This window comes from Streptomyces sp. ICC1 (genome assembly GCF_003287935.1).
GTDB classification, from domain to species: domain Bacteria; phylum Actinomycetota; class Actinomycetes; order Streptomycetales; family Streptomycetaceae; genus Streptomyces; species Streptomyces tritrimontium.
The window spans coordinates 5,375,440-5,391,205 of record NZ_CP030287.1; the positions used below are offsets into that span (position 1 = coordinate 5,375,440).

General features: G+C 73.8%; 16 protein-coding genes and 1 pseudogene. 12 read left to right on the forward strand and 5 right to left on the reverse strand.

The genetic code is table 11. The annotated features are described in order from the left end of the window. Nucleotides 1–89 precede the first annotated feature (89 nt). Nucleotides 90–1,646 (forward strand): FAD-binding protein, encoded by a 1,557-nt coding sequence (locus DRB96_RS25345; protein ID WP_112450536.1) that lies wholly within the window; start codon nucleotides 90–92, stop codon nucleotides 1,644–1,646. Beyond that, nucleotides 1,643–2,011, forward strand: a complete 369-nt coding sequence (locus tag DRB96_RS25350) for a ferredoxin family protein (RefSeq protein WP_112450537.1) — start codon at nucleotides 1,643–1,645, stop codon at nucleotides 2,009–2,011. Before DRB96_RS25345 ends, DRB96_RS25350 begins: the two co-directional genes overlap by 4 nt. 45 nt (nucleotides 2,012–2,056) lie before the next feature. Here DRB96_RS25350 and DRB96_RS25355 read toward each other — a convergent pair whose 3' ends face one another. Next, nucleotides 2,057–2,977, reverse strand: coding sequence for an NADP-dependent oxidoreductase (locus DRB96_RS25355; protein WP_112450538.1), 921 nt, complete (start codon nucleotides 2,975–2,977; stop codon nucleotides 2,057–2,059). Nucleotides 2,978–3,107: 130 nt separating this feature from the next. Continuing rightward, a complete protein-coding gene (locus DRB96_RS25360) occupies nucleotides 3,108–3,851 on the reverse strand; it encodes a DUF2470 domain-containing protein (protein WP_112450539.1) in 744 nt (247 codons plus the stop codon). A 205-nt stretch (nucleotides 3,852–4,056) separates the two neighbouring features. On the opposite strand from DRB96_RS25360, the gene DRB96_RS25365 reads away from it, so the two are divergent. The 4 genes from DRB96_RS25365 to DRB96_RS25380 all read left to right on the forward strand — a co-directional run bounded on the left by DRB96_RS25365 (nucleotide 4,057) and on the right by DRB96_RS25380 (nucleotide 6,861). After that, on the forward strand, nucleotides 4,057–4,452 hold the full coding sequence (locus DRB96_RS25365) for a cell division protein SepF (protein ID WP_030154409.1): 396 nt from the start codon (nucleotides 4,057–4,059) through the stop codon (nucleotides 4,450–4,452). Nucleotides 4,453–4,576: 124 nt separating this feature from the next. Beyond that, on the forward strand, nucleotides 4,577–5,770 hold the full coding sequence (locus DRB96_RS25370; RefSeq protein WP_239516877.1) for an ATP-binding protein: 1,194 nt from the start codon (nucleotides 4,577–4,579) through the stop codon (nucleotides 5,768–5,770). Between the two features lie 140 nt (nucleotides 5,771–5,910). Next, nucleotides 5,911–6,252 (forward strand): nucleotide pyrophosphohydrolase, encoded by a 342-nt coding sequence (locus DRB96_RS25375; protein ID WP_239516878.1) that lies wholly within the window; start codon nucleotides 5,911–5,913, stop codon nucleotides 6,250–6,252. 123 nt (nucleotides 6,253–6,375) lie between these two features. Beyond that, on the forward strand, nucleotides 6,376–6,861 hold the full coding sequence (locus DRB96_RS25380) for a DUF6099 family protein (RefSeq protein ID WP_112450542.1): 486 nt from the start codon (nucleotides 6,376–6,378) through the stop codon (nucleotides 6,859–6,861). Between the two features lie 203 nt (nucleotides 6,862–7,064). Here the strand turns inward: DRB96_RS25380 and DRB96_RS25385 are convergent, their stop codons facing one another. Continuing rightward, nucleotides 7,065–7,253, reverse strand: coding sequence for a hypothetical protein (locus tag DRB96_RS25385; RefSeq protein WP_112450543.1), 189 nt, complete (start codon nucleotides 7,251–7,253; stop codon nucleotides 7,065–7,067). 201 nt (nucleotides 7,254–7,454) lie between these two features. Here DRB96_RS25385 and DRB96_RS43200 point away from each other — a divergent pair, with 201 nt between their 5' ends. Next, nucleotides 7,455–7,607, forward strand: coding sequence for a hypothetical protein (locus DRB96_RS43200; protein ID WP_162688409.1), 153 nt, complete (start codon nucleotides 7,455–7,457; stop codon nucleotides 7,605–7,607). 658 nt (nucleotides 7,608–8,265) lie between these two features. Here the strand turns inward: DRB96_RS43200 and DRB96_RS43205 are convergent. Then, entirely contained in the window at nucleotides 8,266–8,421 is a 156-nt protein-coding gene (locus DRB96_RS43205; RefSeq protein ID WP_162688765.1) for a hypothetical protein, read from the reverse strand. Nucleotides 8,422–8,591: 170 nt separating this feature from the next. Between DRB96_RS43205 and DRB96_RS25400 the strand changes: the two are divergent. Together DRB96_RS25400 and mmuM are read left to right on the forward strand one after the other, a co-directional pair. Beyond that, nucleotides 8,592–9,270, forward strand: a pseudogene (locus tag DRB96_RS25400) (LLM class flavin-dependent oxidoreductase); the annotation flags it as partial. Nucleotides 9,271–9,286: 16 nt separating this feature from the next. Beyond that, complete coding sequence (mmuM, locus tag DRB96_RS25405) at nucleotides 9,287–10,240, forward strand: homocysteine S-methyltransferase (RefSeq protein ID WP_112450544.1); 954 nt, start codon at nucleotides 9,287–9,289, stop codon at nucleotides 10,238–10,240. Between the two features lie 67 nt (nucleotides 10,241–10,307). On the opposite strand, the gene DRB96_RS25410 is transcribed toward mmuM, so the two are convergent. After that, on the reverse strand, nucleotides 10,308–10,814 hold the full coding sequence (locus DRB96_RS25410) for a DUF4188 domain-containing protein (protein WP_112450545.1): 507 nt from the start codon (nucleotides 10,812–10,814) through the stop codon (nucleotides 10,308–10,310). Between the two features lie 83 nt (nucleotides 10,815–10,897). Between DRB96_RS25410 and DRB96_RS25415 the strand changes: the two genes are divergently transcribed. The 3 genes from DRB96_RS25415 (at nucleotide 10,898) to DRB96_RS25425 (ending at nucleotide 15,762) form a co-directional block, all read left to right on the forward strand. After that, entirely contained in the window at nucleotides 10,898–11,539 is a 642-nt protein-coding gene (locus tag DRB96_RS25415) for a MerR family transcriptional regulator (RefSeq protein ID WP_112450546.1), read from the forward strand. A 96-nt stretch (nucleotides 11,540–11,635) separates the two neighbouring features. After that, the gene (locus tag DRB96_RS25420; RefSeq protein WP_162688766.1) at nucleotides 11,636–13,132 is read left to right on the forward strand and encodes a 3' terminal RNA ribose 2'-O-methyltransferase Hen1; all 1,497 of its coding nucleotides are present in this window, start codon (nucleotides 11,636–11,638) and stop codon (nucleotides 13,130–13,132) included. Further along, nucleotides 13,129–15,762 (forward strand): polynucleotide kinase-phosphatase, encoded by a 2,634-nt coding sequence (locus DRB96_RS25425; RefSeq protein ID WP_112450548.1) that lies wholly within the window; start codon nucleotides 13,129–13,131, stop codon nucleotides 15,760–15,762. The genes DRB96_RS25420 and DRB96_RS25425 overlap by 4 nt, the downstream gene beginning before the upstream one ends. The last annotated feature ends 4 nt before the right edge of the window (nucleotides 15,763–15,766 follow it).

Below are 15,766 nucleotides of genomic sequence, written 5' to 3' on the forward strand. Positions count from 1 at the left end.
CCCTCCCAGCGGTAGCTGGGGGAGAGGCACCGCACCGAACACCGCGACCCGGCAAACCTTTCCGGCCACAGCACTAGCACGTCACCGACGTGCTCGTCGTCGGCGGCGGGCCCGCCGCCACCTGGGCCGCCCTCGGGGCGGCCCGGGCCGGCGCCTCGGTCGTCCTCGCGGACAAGGGCTACTGCGGCACCAGCGGGGCGACGGCCGCCGGCGGCACCGGCGTCTGGTACGTCCCGCCGGAGCCCGCCGCCCGGGAGGCCGCCATGGCGAGCCGCGAGGGGCTCGGCGGTCACCTCGCCGACCGGCGCTGGATGTCCCGGGTCCTCGACGAGACGTACGACCGGATGAACGAGCTGGCCACCGACGGGCGCTACCCCTTCCCGACCGGCCCCGACGGGCAGCTCCTGCTGGGCGGCCTGCAGGGTCCCGAGTACATGCGCCGCATGCGCGTCCGGATCCGCCGCGCGGGCGTCCGCGTCCTGGACCACAGCCCGGTCACCGAGCTGCTGACCGACGCGGACGGCGCCGTCGCGGGCGCCGCCGGCTACCGCCGCCAGGCCCGCGAGCCCTACCGGGTCCGGGCCGGCGCCGTGGTCCTGGCCACCGGCGGCTGCGCCTTCCTCAGCGGTGCGCTCGGCACCAACACCAACACGGGGGACGGAGCGCTGTTCGCCGCCGAGGCCGGGGCCGAGCTCTCCGGCATGGAGTTCTCCAACTCCTACGGGATCGCCCCCGAGGGCACCTCCGTCACCAAGACGGCCTTCTACACCTTCGCCACCTTCTACCGGGAGGACGGCGAGGTCCTGGAGGGCGCCGCCAGCCTCGGTGGCCGCTCCGTCATCGCCCGCTCCCTCCTCGACGGCGGCCGGGTCTTCGCCCGCCTCGACCGGGCCGACGCCGCCGCGCAGACCGCGATGCGGCTCGCGCAGCCCAACTTCTTCCTCACCTTCGACCGGCTCGGCATCGATCCCTTCACCGACCGCTTCGCGATCACCCTGCTCGCCGAGGGCACCGTCCGCGGCACCGGCGGGATCCGGATCACCGGCGACGACTGCGCCACCGCGGTCCCCGGCCTGTACGCCGCCGGGGACGCGGCCACCCGCGAGGAGATCTGCGGGGGCTTCACCGGAGGCGGCAGCCACAACGCCGCCTGGGCGATGTCCTCGGGCAGCTGGGCGGGGACCGGCGCGGCCGCGCACTCCCGCTCCCTCGCTTCGGGGCGGGCCGCCTTCCGGCCGGTGACCGGGGCCGGCGGAGCGGGGCTGCGCCCGACGGGGAGCCCCGGGCCGGCCGGCGGACACCGGGCGGCCGTGGAACTCGTACAGGGCGAAGTGCTCCCGTACGACAAGAACCACCTCCGCAGCGGCCCCGTCCTCACCGCGTCGCTCCGCGTGCTCGACGCCGCCTGGGCCGAGCTGCGCACCTCCCTGCACGGCGAGGGCGCGGACCTGGTCAAGGCCCGGCAGGCGGCGGCCATGACGGCCCACGCGCGCTGGATGTACGCGGCGGCGCTGGCCCGCACCGAGAGTCGCGGCATGGCCCGCCGGCTCGACCACCCGGAGCAGGACCCGGCGCAGCACCACCGGATCCTGACCGGGGGACTCGACCGGGTGTGGACGCGTCCGGCGGAGTGGGTGGTCGCATGATCGAGCTGATCTCGGCCGAGCGGTGCATCGCCTGTGACAAGTGCGTGGAGGTCTGCCCGACCGACGTGTTCGAGCGGGGGCCGGCGGGGATCCCGGTGCTCGCCCGGCAGGAGGACTGCCAGACCTGCTTCCTGTGCGAGGCCAACTGCCCGGTGGACGCGCTGTTCGTGTCACCGGTCACCCGGCCGCTGCCCGAGGACCCGGCCGTCCGGGACGAGGCCGGACTCGTCGGCCGCGGCCTGCTCGGCAGCTACCGCCGGGAGATCGGCTGGGGCGAGGGGCGCACCCCGGGCGCGCTGCGGGCGGTGGGCCCGCGGCCCGCCCCCTCGAAGGAGGGGAGCGCGGGGCCGCCGATCACCTCCTGAACGCGGGGCCGCGCGTGGGTGGAACCGCGCGTGGGTGGGCCCCGCTCAGACCGTCAGGACGATCTTGCCGCGGGTGCGCCCGGCGGCGCTGAGCTCCCAGGCCTTCGCCGCCTCGGCGAGCGGGAGGGCGTGCTCCACGTTGACGGTGAGCGCGCCCTCGTCCGCGAGCTTGGCCAGGAAGGTCAGGTCGGTGGTGTCCGGGCGGACCCACAGCTCGTGCGCGCCCTGGGCGGCCGCCGTGGGATCGGCGATGGACACCACCCTGTGACGCTCCTTGACCAGGGACTGGAAGGTCGCGACGACGCCGTCGCCGAAGAAGTCGAGGGCCGCGTCCACGCCTTCGGGGGCCAGCGCGCGCACCCGGTCGGCGAGGCCCTCGCCGTACAGGACCGGCTCGGCGCCCAGCGAGCGCAGGTAGTCGTGGTTGTGCTCGCCCGCCGAGCCGATGACGCGCAGGCCGAGCGCGACGGCGATCTGCACGCCCAGCGAGCCGGTGCCGCCGGCGGCGGAGTGGATGAGCACGGTCTCGCCGGCCTTGAGCCCGGCGCGCAGGAGCGACTGGTAGGCGGTGAGCCCGGCCAGCGGGATGCCCGCGGCCTGCTCGAAGGTCAGCGCGCGCGGCTTGCGGGCGAGGGTCCGGACGGGGGCGGCCACCAGCTCGGCGTAGGTGCCGAGTTCCACCCACTCCTTGCGGACGTAGCCGTAGACCTCGTCGCCGACGGCGTAGTCGAAGGTGTCCGGGCCGACGGCCTCGACGATGCCGGAGACGTCCCAGCCGGGTATGACCGGGTAGCGGACTTCGAGGAGCGAGTCGAGGAATCCGGAGGCGAGCTTCCAGTCGACCGGGTTCACCCCGGCGGCCTTGACGCGGACGAGGACCTCGCCGGGGGCGACCTTGGGCTCCGGGACGTCAGCGAGCCCCAGGATGTCGGGGGTTCCGTATGCGGTGTAGGTGATTGCCTTCATGATCGTCCCCAACGGGCCGTCCGGGGGGCGTATTCCGGCGGGGATGAGCTTTTTTCCGGAATCTCCCCTTCCTGAAACGGTTCCGGCCGCGCGGGTCGGGCGGGGGTGCGACAGGCAATCAGGCAGGGGCTCAGGCGGGGAGGGTGTTGCGGTGCGAGCGGCGGCGGGCGGCGCTGAACAGGGCCTGGATCTGCGCCCCGGACTGCTCCACGTCGTCGAGGGGGGAGGGGAAGGGGAGCCGTACGTCGCGGTCGCCGCGGCGCTCCTCCAGCCGCAGGGTGATCCCGTAGCGGTCCATGGCGACCGGCAGCGCGCGCAGGAGGGCGGACTGGTCGGCGCGGTCGCCGGAGCGGCCGTCGGCTCGGCCGGACGGCTCGGACCGGTGGGCGGGCTGCGGCCCGACCAGGCGCAGCAGGAGGTTGACGAGCTCGGCGTGGTCGTCCAGGAGGTGGGTGAGCATGCCGGCCTCGTACGGGGCGAGGGGGTCGGGGCAGGCCGCGTCCAGCTCCTCGAGGCCGACGTACGAGCGGGTGCCGTCCGAGGTCTGGAGGACGGCCTGGCCGAATTCCACGCAGGTGGAGTCGGCACCCTCGTCGGAGTAGGGGGTGAGCAGGCGCCCGAGCAGGGTGACGCGGGCGCGCACGCGGTCCCGTACGGGGGTGGGGGCGATGTCGGTGAACTCCATGCGGATCGCGGGCCGGTGCTCGGAGCGGGCGCCCGGCTCGGCGGGGTGCAGGTGGAGGCGGCCGAGCGGGTCGGTGCCGTCGAGGTGGCGGATCTCCGATCGCAGCCCGTCGGTGACGACGGTCATGGAATGGGCGGCGGCCAGGATGGACCGGACCCGCTCGGCGTCGGTGGGCATGGGCAGGTGCATGTGGATCTCCGTCGTCCCGAGTGCGAGTGCGAGTGCGAGTGGCGATGCGGTGCGCATTGACTTAGGCAAGCCTAACCTAACTTATCCGTGTAGTGGTGGGTAGTCGAAGCGGCGGTCCCGGACGGCTCGTGTCGGTGTTGGGCTGAACGGGTGAAACGCGAGAGGATGGGGGGATGCACATGAAGCGCAGGGCCGGGGCGGCCCGGTGAGCAGGTACGACGTCACCGACGAGCAGTGGGAGGGACTCGCGCAGGTGGTCCCGCTGCGCAGTCGCAACGAGTGGCCCTCGCGGGTGGACCACCGCACGATCCCCACGGCGCCGGGGGCGTCCGCGGCGGAGCAGCGGCGCTTCGTGGTGATCCGGGTCCAGGTCTTCGCGGACGCGCGGGAGGTGGCGGAGTACCTGATCGCGCAGATCCCGGTGCTGCTGGACCTCACGGGCGCGGACGGCGAAGTGGCCAAGCGGATCCTGGACTTCAGCAGCGGAGTGGTCTTCGGGCTGGGCAGCGGGATGCACCGGGTCGACCGGAACGTCTTCCTGCTGGCGCCCGTGGGCACCGAGGTGGAGGGGATCGCGGCCGCGGCCGTCCCCCGATCGTAGGAAGGTCCCGTGGGCGGAACGGTTCGCCGGACCCCAGGGGGGTCCCGCGGGCCGTACCGTCCCGCGCATGACCCCGCCTGCCCCGGCCCCGGCCGCCGCTTCCGTCGTGCCCCCGGCTTCCGCCATGCCCGCCGCTCCCGCACCTTCTGCCGCGCCCGTCGCTTCCTTCGCTTCCGTCGTTTCCGTCGGGGCGCCGCACTTGCGGCCCGTCGTCACGGAGTTACGGCTCTCCGCCTACGGGGTGCACCGGGCGGCCCGGTTCGCGCTGGGGCCGATCACGGTGTTCACCGGGCCGAGCGGGAGCGGCAAGTCGCAGGTGCTGGAGGCGTACGCGGCACTGGCCGCGCTGGCTTCCGGGGCCACCCTCGAAGAGGTGTTCCCCGAGCCGCGGGCCCGGATCCCCGACCGGGCGGTGCCCGACGCCGAGCGGCGCAGGGGGTTCCGGATCGGCTGCACGGTCGACGGCCCCGCCGGGCCGGTCCGCCTCGACCTCGCCGTCCAGGCGGAGCCCGCGCTGAGGATCGTCGGCGAACGCCTCTCGGCGGACGGCCAGATCCTGCTCGGCACCGCCCTGCGCGACCCCGGACGGCGGTCCGTCCAGGCGGCCTGGCTGACCGGCGGAGCCATCGGGGTCACCAGGGCCCCGCTCCCCGACGACCGGCTCGGCACCGCGCTGCTGCCGCTGCGCGTGGCCGGCGCCACGGAGGGGCAGCGCCGGGTGCTGGCCGCCGCCGAGCAGGTGGTGGTCGCGCTGCGCTCGGTGTTCCCCTGCGATCCGCGTCCGGAGCGGATGCGGGAGCCGGTGCCGCCCGGGGAGGGTCGGCTGCTGGGCGACTGCGCCAACCTGGCCGACGTACTGCGCCGGACCCGGGCGGAGTGCGGCACGCGCTACGGGCTGCTGACCGAGGCCGCTCGGACCGGGTGTGCGGGAGGGGTGGCCGGGCTGGACGTACGGGCCCCCGAGGGCGGCCCGGTCACCGGCCTGCTCGACCGCGGCTCCGACCGGCCCGCCACCGAGCTGGCCCGGCTCGGCGCGGGCGAACTCCGCTTCCTGGCCCTCGCGCTGGTGCTGCTGACCGGTCCCGGGGTGCTGGCCATGGACCCGGCCGCCGAACTGCTGTCCGCACGGCAGGCGCTGGCCGTGCTCGCCGACGGCTTCGACCGGGACCTGGACCGGCGGCAGAGCGCCGAACTGCTGCGGCTGGCGGTACTGGCCTGCGGGCGCGGGCAGGTCCGGCTGACCGCGACGGCGGGCGAGGCGTGCGCGGAGGCCGCCCGGGGGGTCGGGGGCGTCTCGGTGGTAGACCTGGGCGCATGAGCGAAGAACCTGACACCTCTGCCGGGCCCGCCGCGGAACGGCCCGCTGCGGAACGGCCCGTCGAGGAACGGCCCGCTGCGGAACGGCCCGTCGAGGAACGGCCCGCCGCGGAACGGCCCGCCGGGCGGCCCGAGGAGCGGATCGACCGGCTGCAGCGGCGGCTCGCCGACTTCGCGGCGGCGCGCGGCTGGGAGCCGTACCACACGCCCAAGAACCTGGCGGTGGCGCTGAGCGTGGAGGTGGCCGAACTGGTCGAGATCTTCCAGTGGCTGACGCCGGAACAGTCGGCCGCGGTCATGGAGAAGCCGGAGAACGCACACAGAGTGGCCGATGAGGTGGCTGATGTGCTGGCCTATCTCCTGCAGTTCTGTGAGGTCCTCGGGGTCGACGTGCTGGATGCGCTCGCCGCGAAGATCGAGCGGAACGAACTGCGGTTTCCCGTTCCGGCCCCTCCCGTGGCAGACGGTCACTCTTCGGAGTGATGGCGTTATCCACAACCATGTTTGTGTCCACAATTTCCGAATACCCCTGGCTTTACCGGCCCGTTGCCCTCACTCTGGGTAGTGGTGAGAACGGCGAGATGTCGTGCGGACGGGGGACGGCATATGGACGCGGTACGGCTGATCGCAGCCGGCCGGCACGCGCTGGCACAGAGTGGGGCTGCGTGGGACATCGTGGGCGAGGCCTGGCAGGCGCAGGCCCTCGCGCAGGGCATAGGGAGCTGGCTGGCGGTCACGGGGCCGCCGGAGCTGAGATCGGAGGCACGGGGGCTGGGTGAAGCGGGGGGCAGAGGCTGCGGGGTGCTCGACCGGGCGGCACTGCGCGGAGAGGGCTACGCACCCGATCTCCCGCCGCGCGCCGCGCAGTTGAGCCACGTGGCGGATGTCCGCCAGGCTCTGCTGGGTCTGCAGGCGCTCCTGGGCGAAGTGGGCATAGCGCTGGTCGGGGTCGCCTGCGGTACGGACGACGAGGGTCTGTACTGGCAGTGCATAGAGTCGATAGACGCGGCCGACGAGTCGAGCGACCGGGTCCGGGCGATCCTGCGCCGGCTCACCGTGCGCGAGCGGGGTTCCGCGTCCGGCGTGGCCTGAGGATCGCGGGACGGCTCCCGGGGCCAGGTCGGACTGCCCCGGACTGGGTCGGCCTGCACCGGAGTCGGGTGGACTGCCCCGGACTGGGTCGGCCTGCACCGGAGTCGGGTGGCCTGCGCCGGAGTCGGCTGGTCCGCACCGGAGTCGGCCGTGCTGCGCCGGAGTCGGGCGGGGTCCCGCCGCGCGCGGCGGGACCCGTGCGGTCAGTACGACCGGTGGGACGGGCGGTATTCGCTCTCCGGGGTGCGGCCGCCCTGGGGCAGCGGCGTGCCGGGGCTGCGGTCCGTGGAGGACTGGAGGTCGGCGTCGAGCTGCGAGAGGTCGGCGTTCAGCGCCGCCATCAGCTCTTCCATCTGCTGCAGCAGACCCTTCGGCGCGGACTCCTGGGACATGGCGGCCTCCTCGGCCCTGGCCCTTCCGAGGCGGAAGGGGGCGGTCGACGCACCGGCGAAAGCCGCCGGCGCGCGGGCCGGGCGGTCCGGCTCCGTCCGAGCAAACGATCCCCATCCGGGCTGGTCACTGGCGCGGGCGGCGGCGGATTGCCCGGTTGACCCAGATTCACCCGGCCGGGGTCGAAGGGGCAGGACGGAGGCATGGATCTCCGTATCTTCACCGCGCCCCAGCAGGGCGCGAGCTACGACACCCTCCTGAGCGTCGCCAAGGCCACTGAGATGCCGACGGTTGAAGGGGGAGAGCGGCTGACGGAAATCCCTCGCCGGCCTGCCTCCGAATCCGCTGACGGCTGACACTCCATTGCAAACTGACGGCCCCGGCTCGTTTGAGTTGGGGCTTTGCGCTGCCCCCGTAACTCAGATGGCCGGAGCGCCGCTCTCCAAAACCAGATGTCGCAGGTTCGAAGCCTGCCGGGGGCTCACCGACGGCTAGATCAATGGCGTACCCGGCAACGGGGACGTACTACTACGCGCTCGCCGCAGGGTTGACCATGGCACTCGCCTGCGGGACTTACTGCTACGGGTGAGATCACGGGATATGGATCCGGAGACGGAGGTTGGATTCCTTCGCTTTCGACGGCTGGACCGCATACCCAATGCGCTTGCGCACGTCCCCGCGGACAGGGGCCGCCATTTCGACGGCCGGCGTCGGTCTGGGCTTCGTCCTCAGCGACGAGGACGACATCGTGTGCATCGACCTGGACCACTGCTTGAACCCGCTTACGGGCCGCCTGGCGCCGTGGGCAGCCGCCATCGTGCGCGACGCGGGCACCACCAACGTAGAGGTGTCCCCGTCCGGCGATGGACTGCGTATCTGGGGCCGTGCGGACGTCCGACAGGACGCCGCATCCGACGCCCCGACGGTACGGCCGTGGAGATCTACAGGACCGGCCGCTACGTCGCACTGACGGGGCGCTGGCATGGCAACGCCCCGTCAGGGCTTGGCGACGTCTCAGAGGCCTTGCGCGTCTTGTCGGTCACGGCGGCATTCGTCCATGAAGTCGCGGAACGATCGCACGGCGCGCTTGGCCTTCTGGCTGAGTGGCGGAACCTGATCAAGCGCGTAAGACGCGACATGCTTGACGCCACCGATGGTGGCGAGTCCCACGGCGACTCATCCGACGGTTTCCATCTGCCGGTGCTGGGCGCTCGGCCCGACCACAGCGAATGTGATCGAAACCGAGAGACGCCCCCGACGGGCCGTTCAGGCGCAGACTGGATACAAGGCCACCTCTCCAGCCAAGGATGGCGATACGTTGTGGGGAGCAACCAGACTGGTTCTTCCGATCCGACCACTACCTGCGCATGGGCTCGGCCGACGGCCTGCCCGGCCCCACCGACGCCTGGATCACGCTGGCCGGCCTGGCCCCGCGAGACCAAGCGCATCCGGCTGGGCACGCTGATGACCGCCGGCACCTTCCGGCTGCCCGGCGTCCTCACCGGCCTGTGGGCCACCGAGGCCGGCTCCAGCTTCGGCTACCAGGGAGTCCACTACCAGGTGGAGAACTCCCCGGCGCTGCCCAAGCCGGCCCAGGAGAAGATCCCCGTCCTGATCGGCGGCCACGGCGCGAAGCGCACGCCGCGCCTCGCCGCGCAGGACGCCGACGAGTTCAACATGCCGTTCGCCTCGATCGCGGACAGCGAGCGCCAGTTCGGCCGGGTCCGTGCGGCCGCCGAGGAGGCCGGCCGCAAGGCCGACGACCTCGTCTGCTCCAACGGCCTCGTCGTGTGCGTGGGCAAGGACGACGCCGAGGTGGCCCGGCGGGCCGCCGCCATCGGCCGCGACGTGGACGAGCTCAAGGCCATCGGCCTGGCGGGCTCCCCGGCCGAGGTCGTGGAGCGGATCGGCGCCTACGGGGCGGTGGGCTCCTCGCGCCTCTACCTCCACCTGCTCGACCTCGGCGACCTGGACCACCTGGAGCTGATCTCGGCCCGGGTCCTGTCCCAGCTCGGCTGAGACGGGAGCGTCAGCCGTGCCCCGCGCGTCCCGCCCGCTCGCCGAGGCCCTGGCCGGCCAGGGCCCCGGCCCCGGCCCCGGCGCCGTGATTCTGGACGGCGGGCTGAGCAACCAGCTCGCCGCCCAGGGCTGCGACCTGTCCGGCGGCCTGTGGACGGGCCGCGTGCTCGCCGAGCGGCCCGAGCAGGTGGCGGCCGCGCACGCCGCGTACGCGCGGGCGGGCGCGCAGGTGCTGATCACCGCGAGCTACCAGGTGGGCTACGCCGCCTTCGCCCGCCACGGCTATGGCCCGGAGCGCACCACGGCCCTGCTGCGCCGCAGCGTGCGCCTCGCCGTCCGGGCGGCGCGGGAGGCGGACCGCGAGGTGTGGGTCGCCGCGTCCGTGGGCCCGTACGGGGCGGTGCTGGCGGACGGCTCCGAGTACCGCGGCCGGTACGGGCTGAGCGTGCGGGAGCTGGCGGACTTCCACCGCCCCCGCGTCGAGGCGCTGCTGGCCGAGGGGCCGGACGTACTGGCGCTGGAGACGATCCCGGACGCCGTCGAGGCGCGCGCCCTGCTCGCGGTCCTCGAGGAGACGGGTGCCCGTGCGTGGCTGAGCTACACCGTGGCGGACGGCCTGACCCGGGCCGGCGGGTCGCAGGCCGAGGCCTTCGCCCTGGCCGCCGGGTCCCCGCAGGTCATCGCGGTCGGCGTCAACTGCTGCGCGCCCGGGGAGGTGCTGCCGGCGCTCGAAGCGGCGGCGGACGTCACGGGGAAGCCGCTGGTGGCCTACCCGAACGACGGCTCGGTCTGGGAACCCGCGACCGGGTCCTGGCGGTCCCCGGCCGCCGAGCCGCCCTGGCCCACGGCCGACTGGCTGCGGGCCGGGGCCCGCCTCGTCGGCGGCTGCTGCCGGATCGGCCCGCACCGCATCGCGGCCCTCGCCGCCCTCACGTCCCCCGCGCCCCCGAGCCGGCCCGAGCGGGCCTGAGCCGAGCCGGGAGCCGGAGTCGAGCCGGGAGCCTGAGCCGAGCCGGGAGCCGGAGCCCGCCCGGGAGCTACGCCGCCGGGTTCGAACGGTGGGCGAAGCGGGCGGCCGCCCGGCGGCCGCGGGCTTCGATGGGGAGCACCCCGGTGGCCGCGCCCAGCCCGTAGGGAGGCATGTCGGCGTAGATCGACTCGTACGAGCCCTCGGGCGCGATGTACGACTCGTGCCACAGGCCCACGTGGCCGCGGACCTTGCCGGCGCGCTCCTTGCGGTTGACGATCGCCCAGACCCGGTGGTGGAACATGTCCGGGGCCGCGGCGTAGGCGTAGAGCTTCTCCTTGGACTCCCAGTACTGGACCACGTAGTACGTGCGCGGCGAACCGGTGAGCAGGACGTGGCCGAGCAGTCCCCGGCCCCTGTCCCCGGCCAGCTCGCGGAGCATGCGCGGCATGGCGAGCAGGACCGGCACCCAGTGGTGCACGGCCCAGAAGTGGTTGATGCGCATGCCGATCAGCAGGACGACGACGTCGCCCTCGGCGGCCGCGGTGGTGTGGCCCGGTAACGGCTTCGCGGACACTCTGCCTCCCGATCTCCTGGTTGGATAGCGGCACTGTCCGTGCACGGTTGGATAGTGGCACTCTCCAAGGGAAGGTTCAAGAGATGCGGCTGGCGGAGTTGAGCGAACGCAGTGGCGTCTCGACCGCGACGATCAAGTACTACCTGCGCGAGGGGCTGCTGGCGCCCGGGCACCGGGTCACCGCGACGACCGCCGAGTACGGCGAGGAGCACCTGCGGCGGCTGCGGCTGGTCCGCGCGCTGATCCAGGTCGGCGGGATACCGGTGGCGAAGGCCCGGGAGGTGCTCGCGCACGTCGACGACGAGAGCCTGGGCCGGACGATCCGGATGGGCGCCGCGCTGTGGGCGCTGCCGCAGGGGCCCGACCCGGACGAGGAGGACGAGGCGGTGGCCCGCGCGCGCCGCGAGGTGGACCGGCTGCTGGAGACGCTGGGCTGGTCGACGGCCCGGGAGTTGGGCGACCTGTCGCCCGTCCACCGGTCGCTGGTGGTGTCCGTGGCCTCGCTCGTGCGCCTCGGCTATCCGTGGGACGCCGAGCTGATGGCCCCGTACGCCGAGCTCATGTACCGGGCGGCCGTGCGCGACCTGGACTTCGTGGACACCTACCCCTCGGAGTCGGAGAAGGTGGAGGCCGTGGTGGCGGCGGCCGTCCTGTTCCAGCCGGTGCTCAAGGCCCTGCACCGGCTGGCGCAGGAGGAGGAGTCGGCCCGGCGCTACGGGCTCTGACGCCGGCCGGGCCGGCGGCGGCGGGCGGGGCGGCGGGCGGCGGGCCGGGCGAAAATGGGGCGCGGTCAGCCCCTGTGGCCAGGGAGAATCGGCAGCGTGTTCCTGACGATATCCACCACCGGTTCCCCCGAACGACCCGCCACCGACCTGGGCTTCCTGCTGCACAAGCATCCCGGCAAGGCGCAGTCGTTCTCCACCTCCCACGGCACCGCCCACGTCTTCTACCCCGAAGCCACGGCCGAGCGGTGCACGGCGGGCCTGCTCCTGGAGGTGGATCCCGTCGCGCTCGTGCGGCGCGGCCAGGGCAAGGGCCGGGGCGGTACGCCCGACGCGGCGCTCGCGCAGTACGTCAACGACCGTCCGTACGCCGCCTCCTCGCTGCTGGCCGTCGCGCTGAGCGGTGTGTTCCGCAGTGCGCTGGCCGGTCAGTGCACCGCCAGGCCGGAGCTGGTGGACGAGGTCCGCCCGCTGCGCGTCGAGATCCCGGCCCTGCCCGCCCGGGGTGGCGCGGACCTCGTGCGCAGGCTGTTCGGCCCGCTCGGCTGGGCCACGGTCTCGGTCACGCCGGTCCCGCTCGACGAGACGTTCCCCGAGTGGGGCGACTCCCGGTACGTGCGCCTGGTCCTGGAGGGCGAGCTGCGCCTCTCCGACGCGCTGCGCGGCCTGTACGTCCTGCTGCCCGTCCTGGACGACGCCAAGCACTACTGGATCGCCGCCGACGAGGTGGACAAGCTGCTGCGGGCCGGAGAGGGCTGGCTCGCCGGGCACCCCGAGAGCGGGCTGATCACCTCCCGCTACCTGGCCCGGCACAAGCGGCTGACGCAGGACGCCCTGGAGCGCCTGGAGCTGGTCCGCCTCGCCGAGGCCGACGGCAGCGAGGTCGAGGAGCTCGACAACGCGGTCGGAGAGGCCGATGAGGACGATGCGGCGGCGGAGCGGACGGTACCGCTCGCGGTGCGGCGTCGCGAGGCGATCCTCGCCGCGCTGCGCTCCGCCGGGGCCGCCCGCGTCCTGGACCTGGGCTGCGGCCAGGGCCAGCTGGTGCAGGCGCTGCTGAAGGATCCGGCGTACACCGAGATCGTCGGCGTGGACGTGTCCATCCGGGCGCTGAACCTCGCCGCCAAGCGGCTGCGCCTCGAGCGGATGGGGGAGCGGCAGAGCTCCCGCGTCCGCCTGACGCAGGGCTCGCTCGCGTACACCGACAAGCGGCTCGCGGGCTACGACGCGGCCGTGCTCAGCGAGGTCATCGAGCACCTGGACCTGGAGCGGCTGCCCGCCCTGGAGTACGCGGTGTTCGGCTCGGCCCGCCCCCGCACGGTCCTCGTGACCACGCCGAACGTCGAGTACAACGTCCGCTGGGAGACGCTGCCCGCCGGGCACGTCCGGCACGGCGACCACCGCTTCGAGTGGACCCGCGAGGAGTTCCGGGCCTGGGCCGGCCAGGTCGCCGACCGGCACGGCTACTCCGTCGCGTACGTCCCCGTCGGCGACGACGACCCCGAGGTGGGGCCGCCGACCCAGATGGCCGTCTTCACCCTGACCACCGGCACCGCTGACACCACCGACACCCCGAAGGAGGGCGAGGCAGCATGACCACCGACATCGCCGTCGACACCGACACCCCCACCACCCGGGGACGCGTACTTCCCGTCACCGACCTGTCCCTCGTCGTCCTGATCGGGGCCACCGGCTCGGGCAAGTCCACCTTCGCCCGCGCCCACTTCAAGCCCACCGAGGTGATCTCCTCCGACTACTGCCGGGGCCTGGTCGCCGACGACGAGAACGACCAGGGCGCCAGCAAGGACGCCTTCGCGGTCCTGCACTACATCGCGGGCAAGCGCCTCGCCGCCGGCCGCCTCACCGTGATCGACGCCACCAGCGTCCAGGCGGAGTCCCGCCGGCAGCTGGTCCAGCTCGCCCGCGAGCACGACGTCCTGCCCATCGCGATCGTCCTCGACATGCCCGAGGAGGTCTGCGCGGAGCGCAACGCGGGCCGCCCCGAGCGGGCCAAGCTGCCCCGCGCCGTCATCCAGCGCCACCGCCGGGACCTGCGCCGCTCGCTGCGCGGCCTGGAGCGCGAGGGCTTCCGCAAGGTGCACGTACTGCGTACGCCGGAGGAGGCCGAGTCGGCCGAGGTGGTCCTGGAGAAGCGATTCAACGACCTCACCCACCTCACCGGCCCCTTCGACATCATCGGTGACATCCACGGCTGTTCCTCCGAGCTGGAGACCCTGCTCGCCAAGCTCGGCTACGAGGACGGGGCCCACCCCGAGGGCCGTACCGCCGTCTTCGTCGGCGACCTCGTCGACCGCGGCCCGGACAGCCCCGGCGTGCTGCGCCGCGTGATGGGCATGGTCGGCTCCGGCAACGCCCTGTGCGTGCCCGGGAACCACGAGAACAAGCTCGGCCGCCACCTCAAGGGGTCCAAGGTCCAGCGGACCCACGGCCTCGCCGAGACCATCGCACAGCTCGCCGAGGAGCCGGAGGAGTTCGTCGAGGAGGTCCGCGCCTTCATCAGGGGCCTGGTCAGCCACTACGTCCTCGACGGCGGGAAGCTCGTGGTCTGCCACGCCGGGCTGCCCGAGAAGTACCACGGCCGCACCTCCGGCCGGGTGCGCTCGCACGCGCTGTACGGGGAGACCACGGGCGAGACCGACGAGTTCGGCCTGCCCGTGCGCTACCCGTGGGCCGAGGACTACCGGGGCAAGGCCGTCGTGGTCTACGGCCACACCCCGGTCCCGAACACCGCCTGGATCAACAACACCATCTGCCTGGACACCGGAGCCGTCTTCGGCGGCAAGATGACCGCCCTGCGCTGGCCCGAGCGCGAACTGGTCGACGTACCGGCCGAGAAGGTCTGGTACGAGCCGGTCAAGCCGCTCGCCACCGAGGCGCCGGGCGGGCCATGGGGGTCCCCCCGGACGGAGTCTGGGGGTGGGCGTCCGCTCGACCTGGCCGACGTCAGCGGCCGCCGGATCGTCGAGACCCGGCACCTGGGCAACGTCAACGTCCGCGAGGAGAACGCGGCGGCGGCCCTGGAGGTCATGAGCCGATTCGCCGTGGACCCGCGGCTGGTGCCGTACCTGCCGCCGACCATGGCGCCGACCGCCACCTCGAAGGAGGCCGGCTATCTGGAGCACCCGGCCGAGGCCTTCGAGCAGTACCGCAAGGACGGCATCGCCCAGGTCGTGTGCGAGGAGAAGCACATGGGTTCCCGCGCCACCGTGCTGGTCTGCAAGGACGCCGACGCGGCCCGCGAGCGCTTCGGGGTCGGGGGTACCTCCCACGCCGAAGGCTGTGGGGGAGGCCCCACCGGGTCCGTCTACACCCGTACCGGGCGGCCCTTCTTCAAGGAGGCCGAGGTCACCGAGGAGGTTCTCGCCCGGCTCCGCGCGGCGATCACCGACGCCGGCCTGTGGGAGGAGCTGGACACCGACTGGCTGCTCATCGACGGCGAGCTGCTGCCCTGGTCGCTGAAGTCCGGCGGCCTGCTGCGCAGCCAGTACGCCGCCGTGGGCGCGGCCTCGGCCGCCGTCTTCCCGGACGCCCTGGCCGCCCTGGCGGCGGCCGGCGCCCGGGGCGTCGACACCGCCGAGCTCCTGGAGCGCCAGCACGGACGCGCCGCCGACGCGGCGAAGTTCACCGACGCCTACCGGCGCTACTGCTGGACCACCGACGGGCTCGACGGCGTACGGTTCGCCCCGTTCCAGCTGCTGGCCTCGGCCGGGCGCTCGCTGGCGGCCGTGCCCCACGACGAGCAGCTGTTCTGGCTGGACCGGCTCGTCGCCGCCGACGAGGCGTCCGCCACCGGGCTGCTGCGCCGCACCGGCCGGATCCTGGTCGACACGGCCGACGAGGCCTCGCTGCGGGCGGGCACCGACTGGTGGCTGGAGCTGACGGCCGCCGGCGGCGAGGGCATGGTGGTCAAGCCGCTCCAGGCGTACGCCAAGGACGGCAAGGGCCGCCTGGTCCAGCCCGGGGTCAAGGTGCGCGGGCAGGAGTACCTGCGGATCATCTACGGCCCGGAGTACACGCGCCCGGACCACCTGGAGCGGCTGCGCCAGCGCCACCTCGGGCACAAGCGCTCCCTCGCCCTGCGCGAGTACGCGCTCGGGCTGGAGGCGCTGGACCGGCTGGCGGCGCAGGAGCCGCTGTGGCGGGTCCACGAGGCGGTCTTCGCGGTCCTCGCGCTGGAGTCGGAGCCGGTGGACCCGCGGCTCTGACGCG

What these genes read in the sequence shown, in the direction of transcription:
- DRB96_RS25415 (WP_112450546.1), top strand. Translation starts at nt 10,898, where the DNA reads ATGCGGCTGGCGGAGTTGAGCGAACGCAGTGGCGTCTCGACCGCGACG.
- DRB96_RS25425 (WP_112450548.1), top strand. Translation starts at nt 13,129, where the DNA reads ATGACCACCGACATCGCCGTCGACACCGACACCCCCACCACCCGGGGA.
- DRB96_RS25370 (WP_239516877.1), top strand. Translation starts at nt 4,577, where the DNA reads ATGCCCGCCGCTCCCGCACCTTCTGCCGCGCCCGTCGCTTCCTTCGCT.
- DRB96_RS25350 (WP_112450537.1), top strand. Translation starts at nt 1,643, where the DNA reads ATGATCGAGCTGATCTCGGCCGAGCGGTGCATCGCCTGTGACAAGTGC.
- DRB96_RS25360 (WP_112450539.1), bottom strand. Translation starts at nt 3,851, where the DNA reads ATGCACCTGCCCATGCCCACCGACGCCGAGCGGGTCCGGTCCATCCTG.
- DRB96_RS43200 (WP_162688409.1), top strand. Translation starts at nt 7,455, where the DNA reads ATGGATCTCCGTATCTTCACCGCGCCCCAGCAGGGCGCGAGCTACGAC.
- DRB96_RS25380 (WP_112450542.1), top strand. Translation starts at nt 6,376, where the DNA reads ATGGACGCGGTACGGCTGATCGCAGCCGGCCGGCACGCGCTGGCACAG.
- DRB96_RS25385 (WP_112450543.1), bottom strand. Translation starts at nt 7,253, where the DNA reads ATGTCCCAGGAGTCCGCGCCGAAGGGTCTGCTGCAGCAGATGGAAGAG.
- DRB96_RS25355 (WP_112450538.1), bottom strand. Translation starts at nt 2,977, where the DNA reads ATGAAGGCAATCACCTACACCGCATACGGAACCCCCGACATCCTGGGG.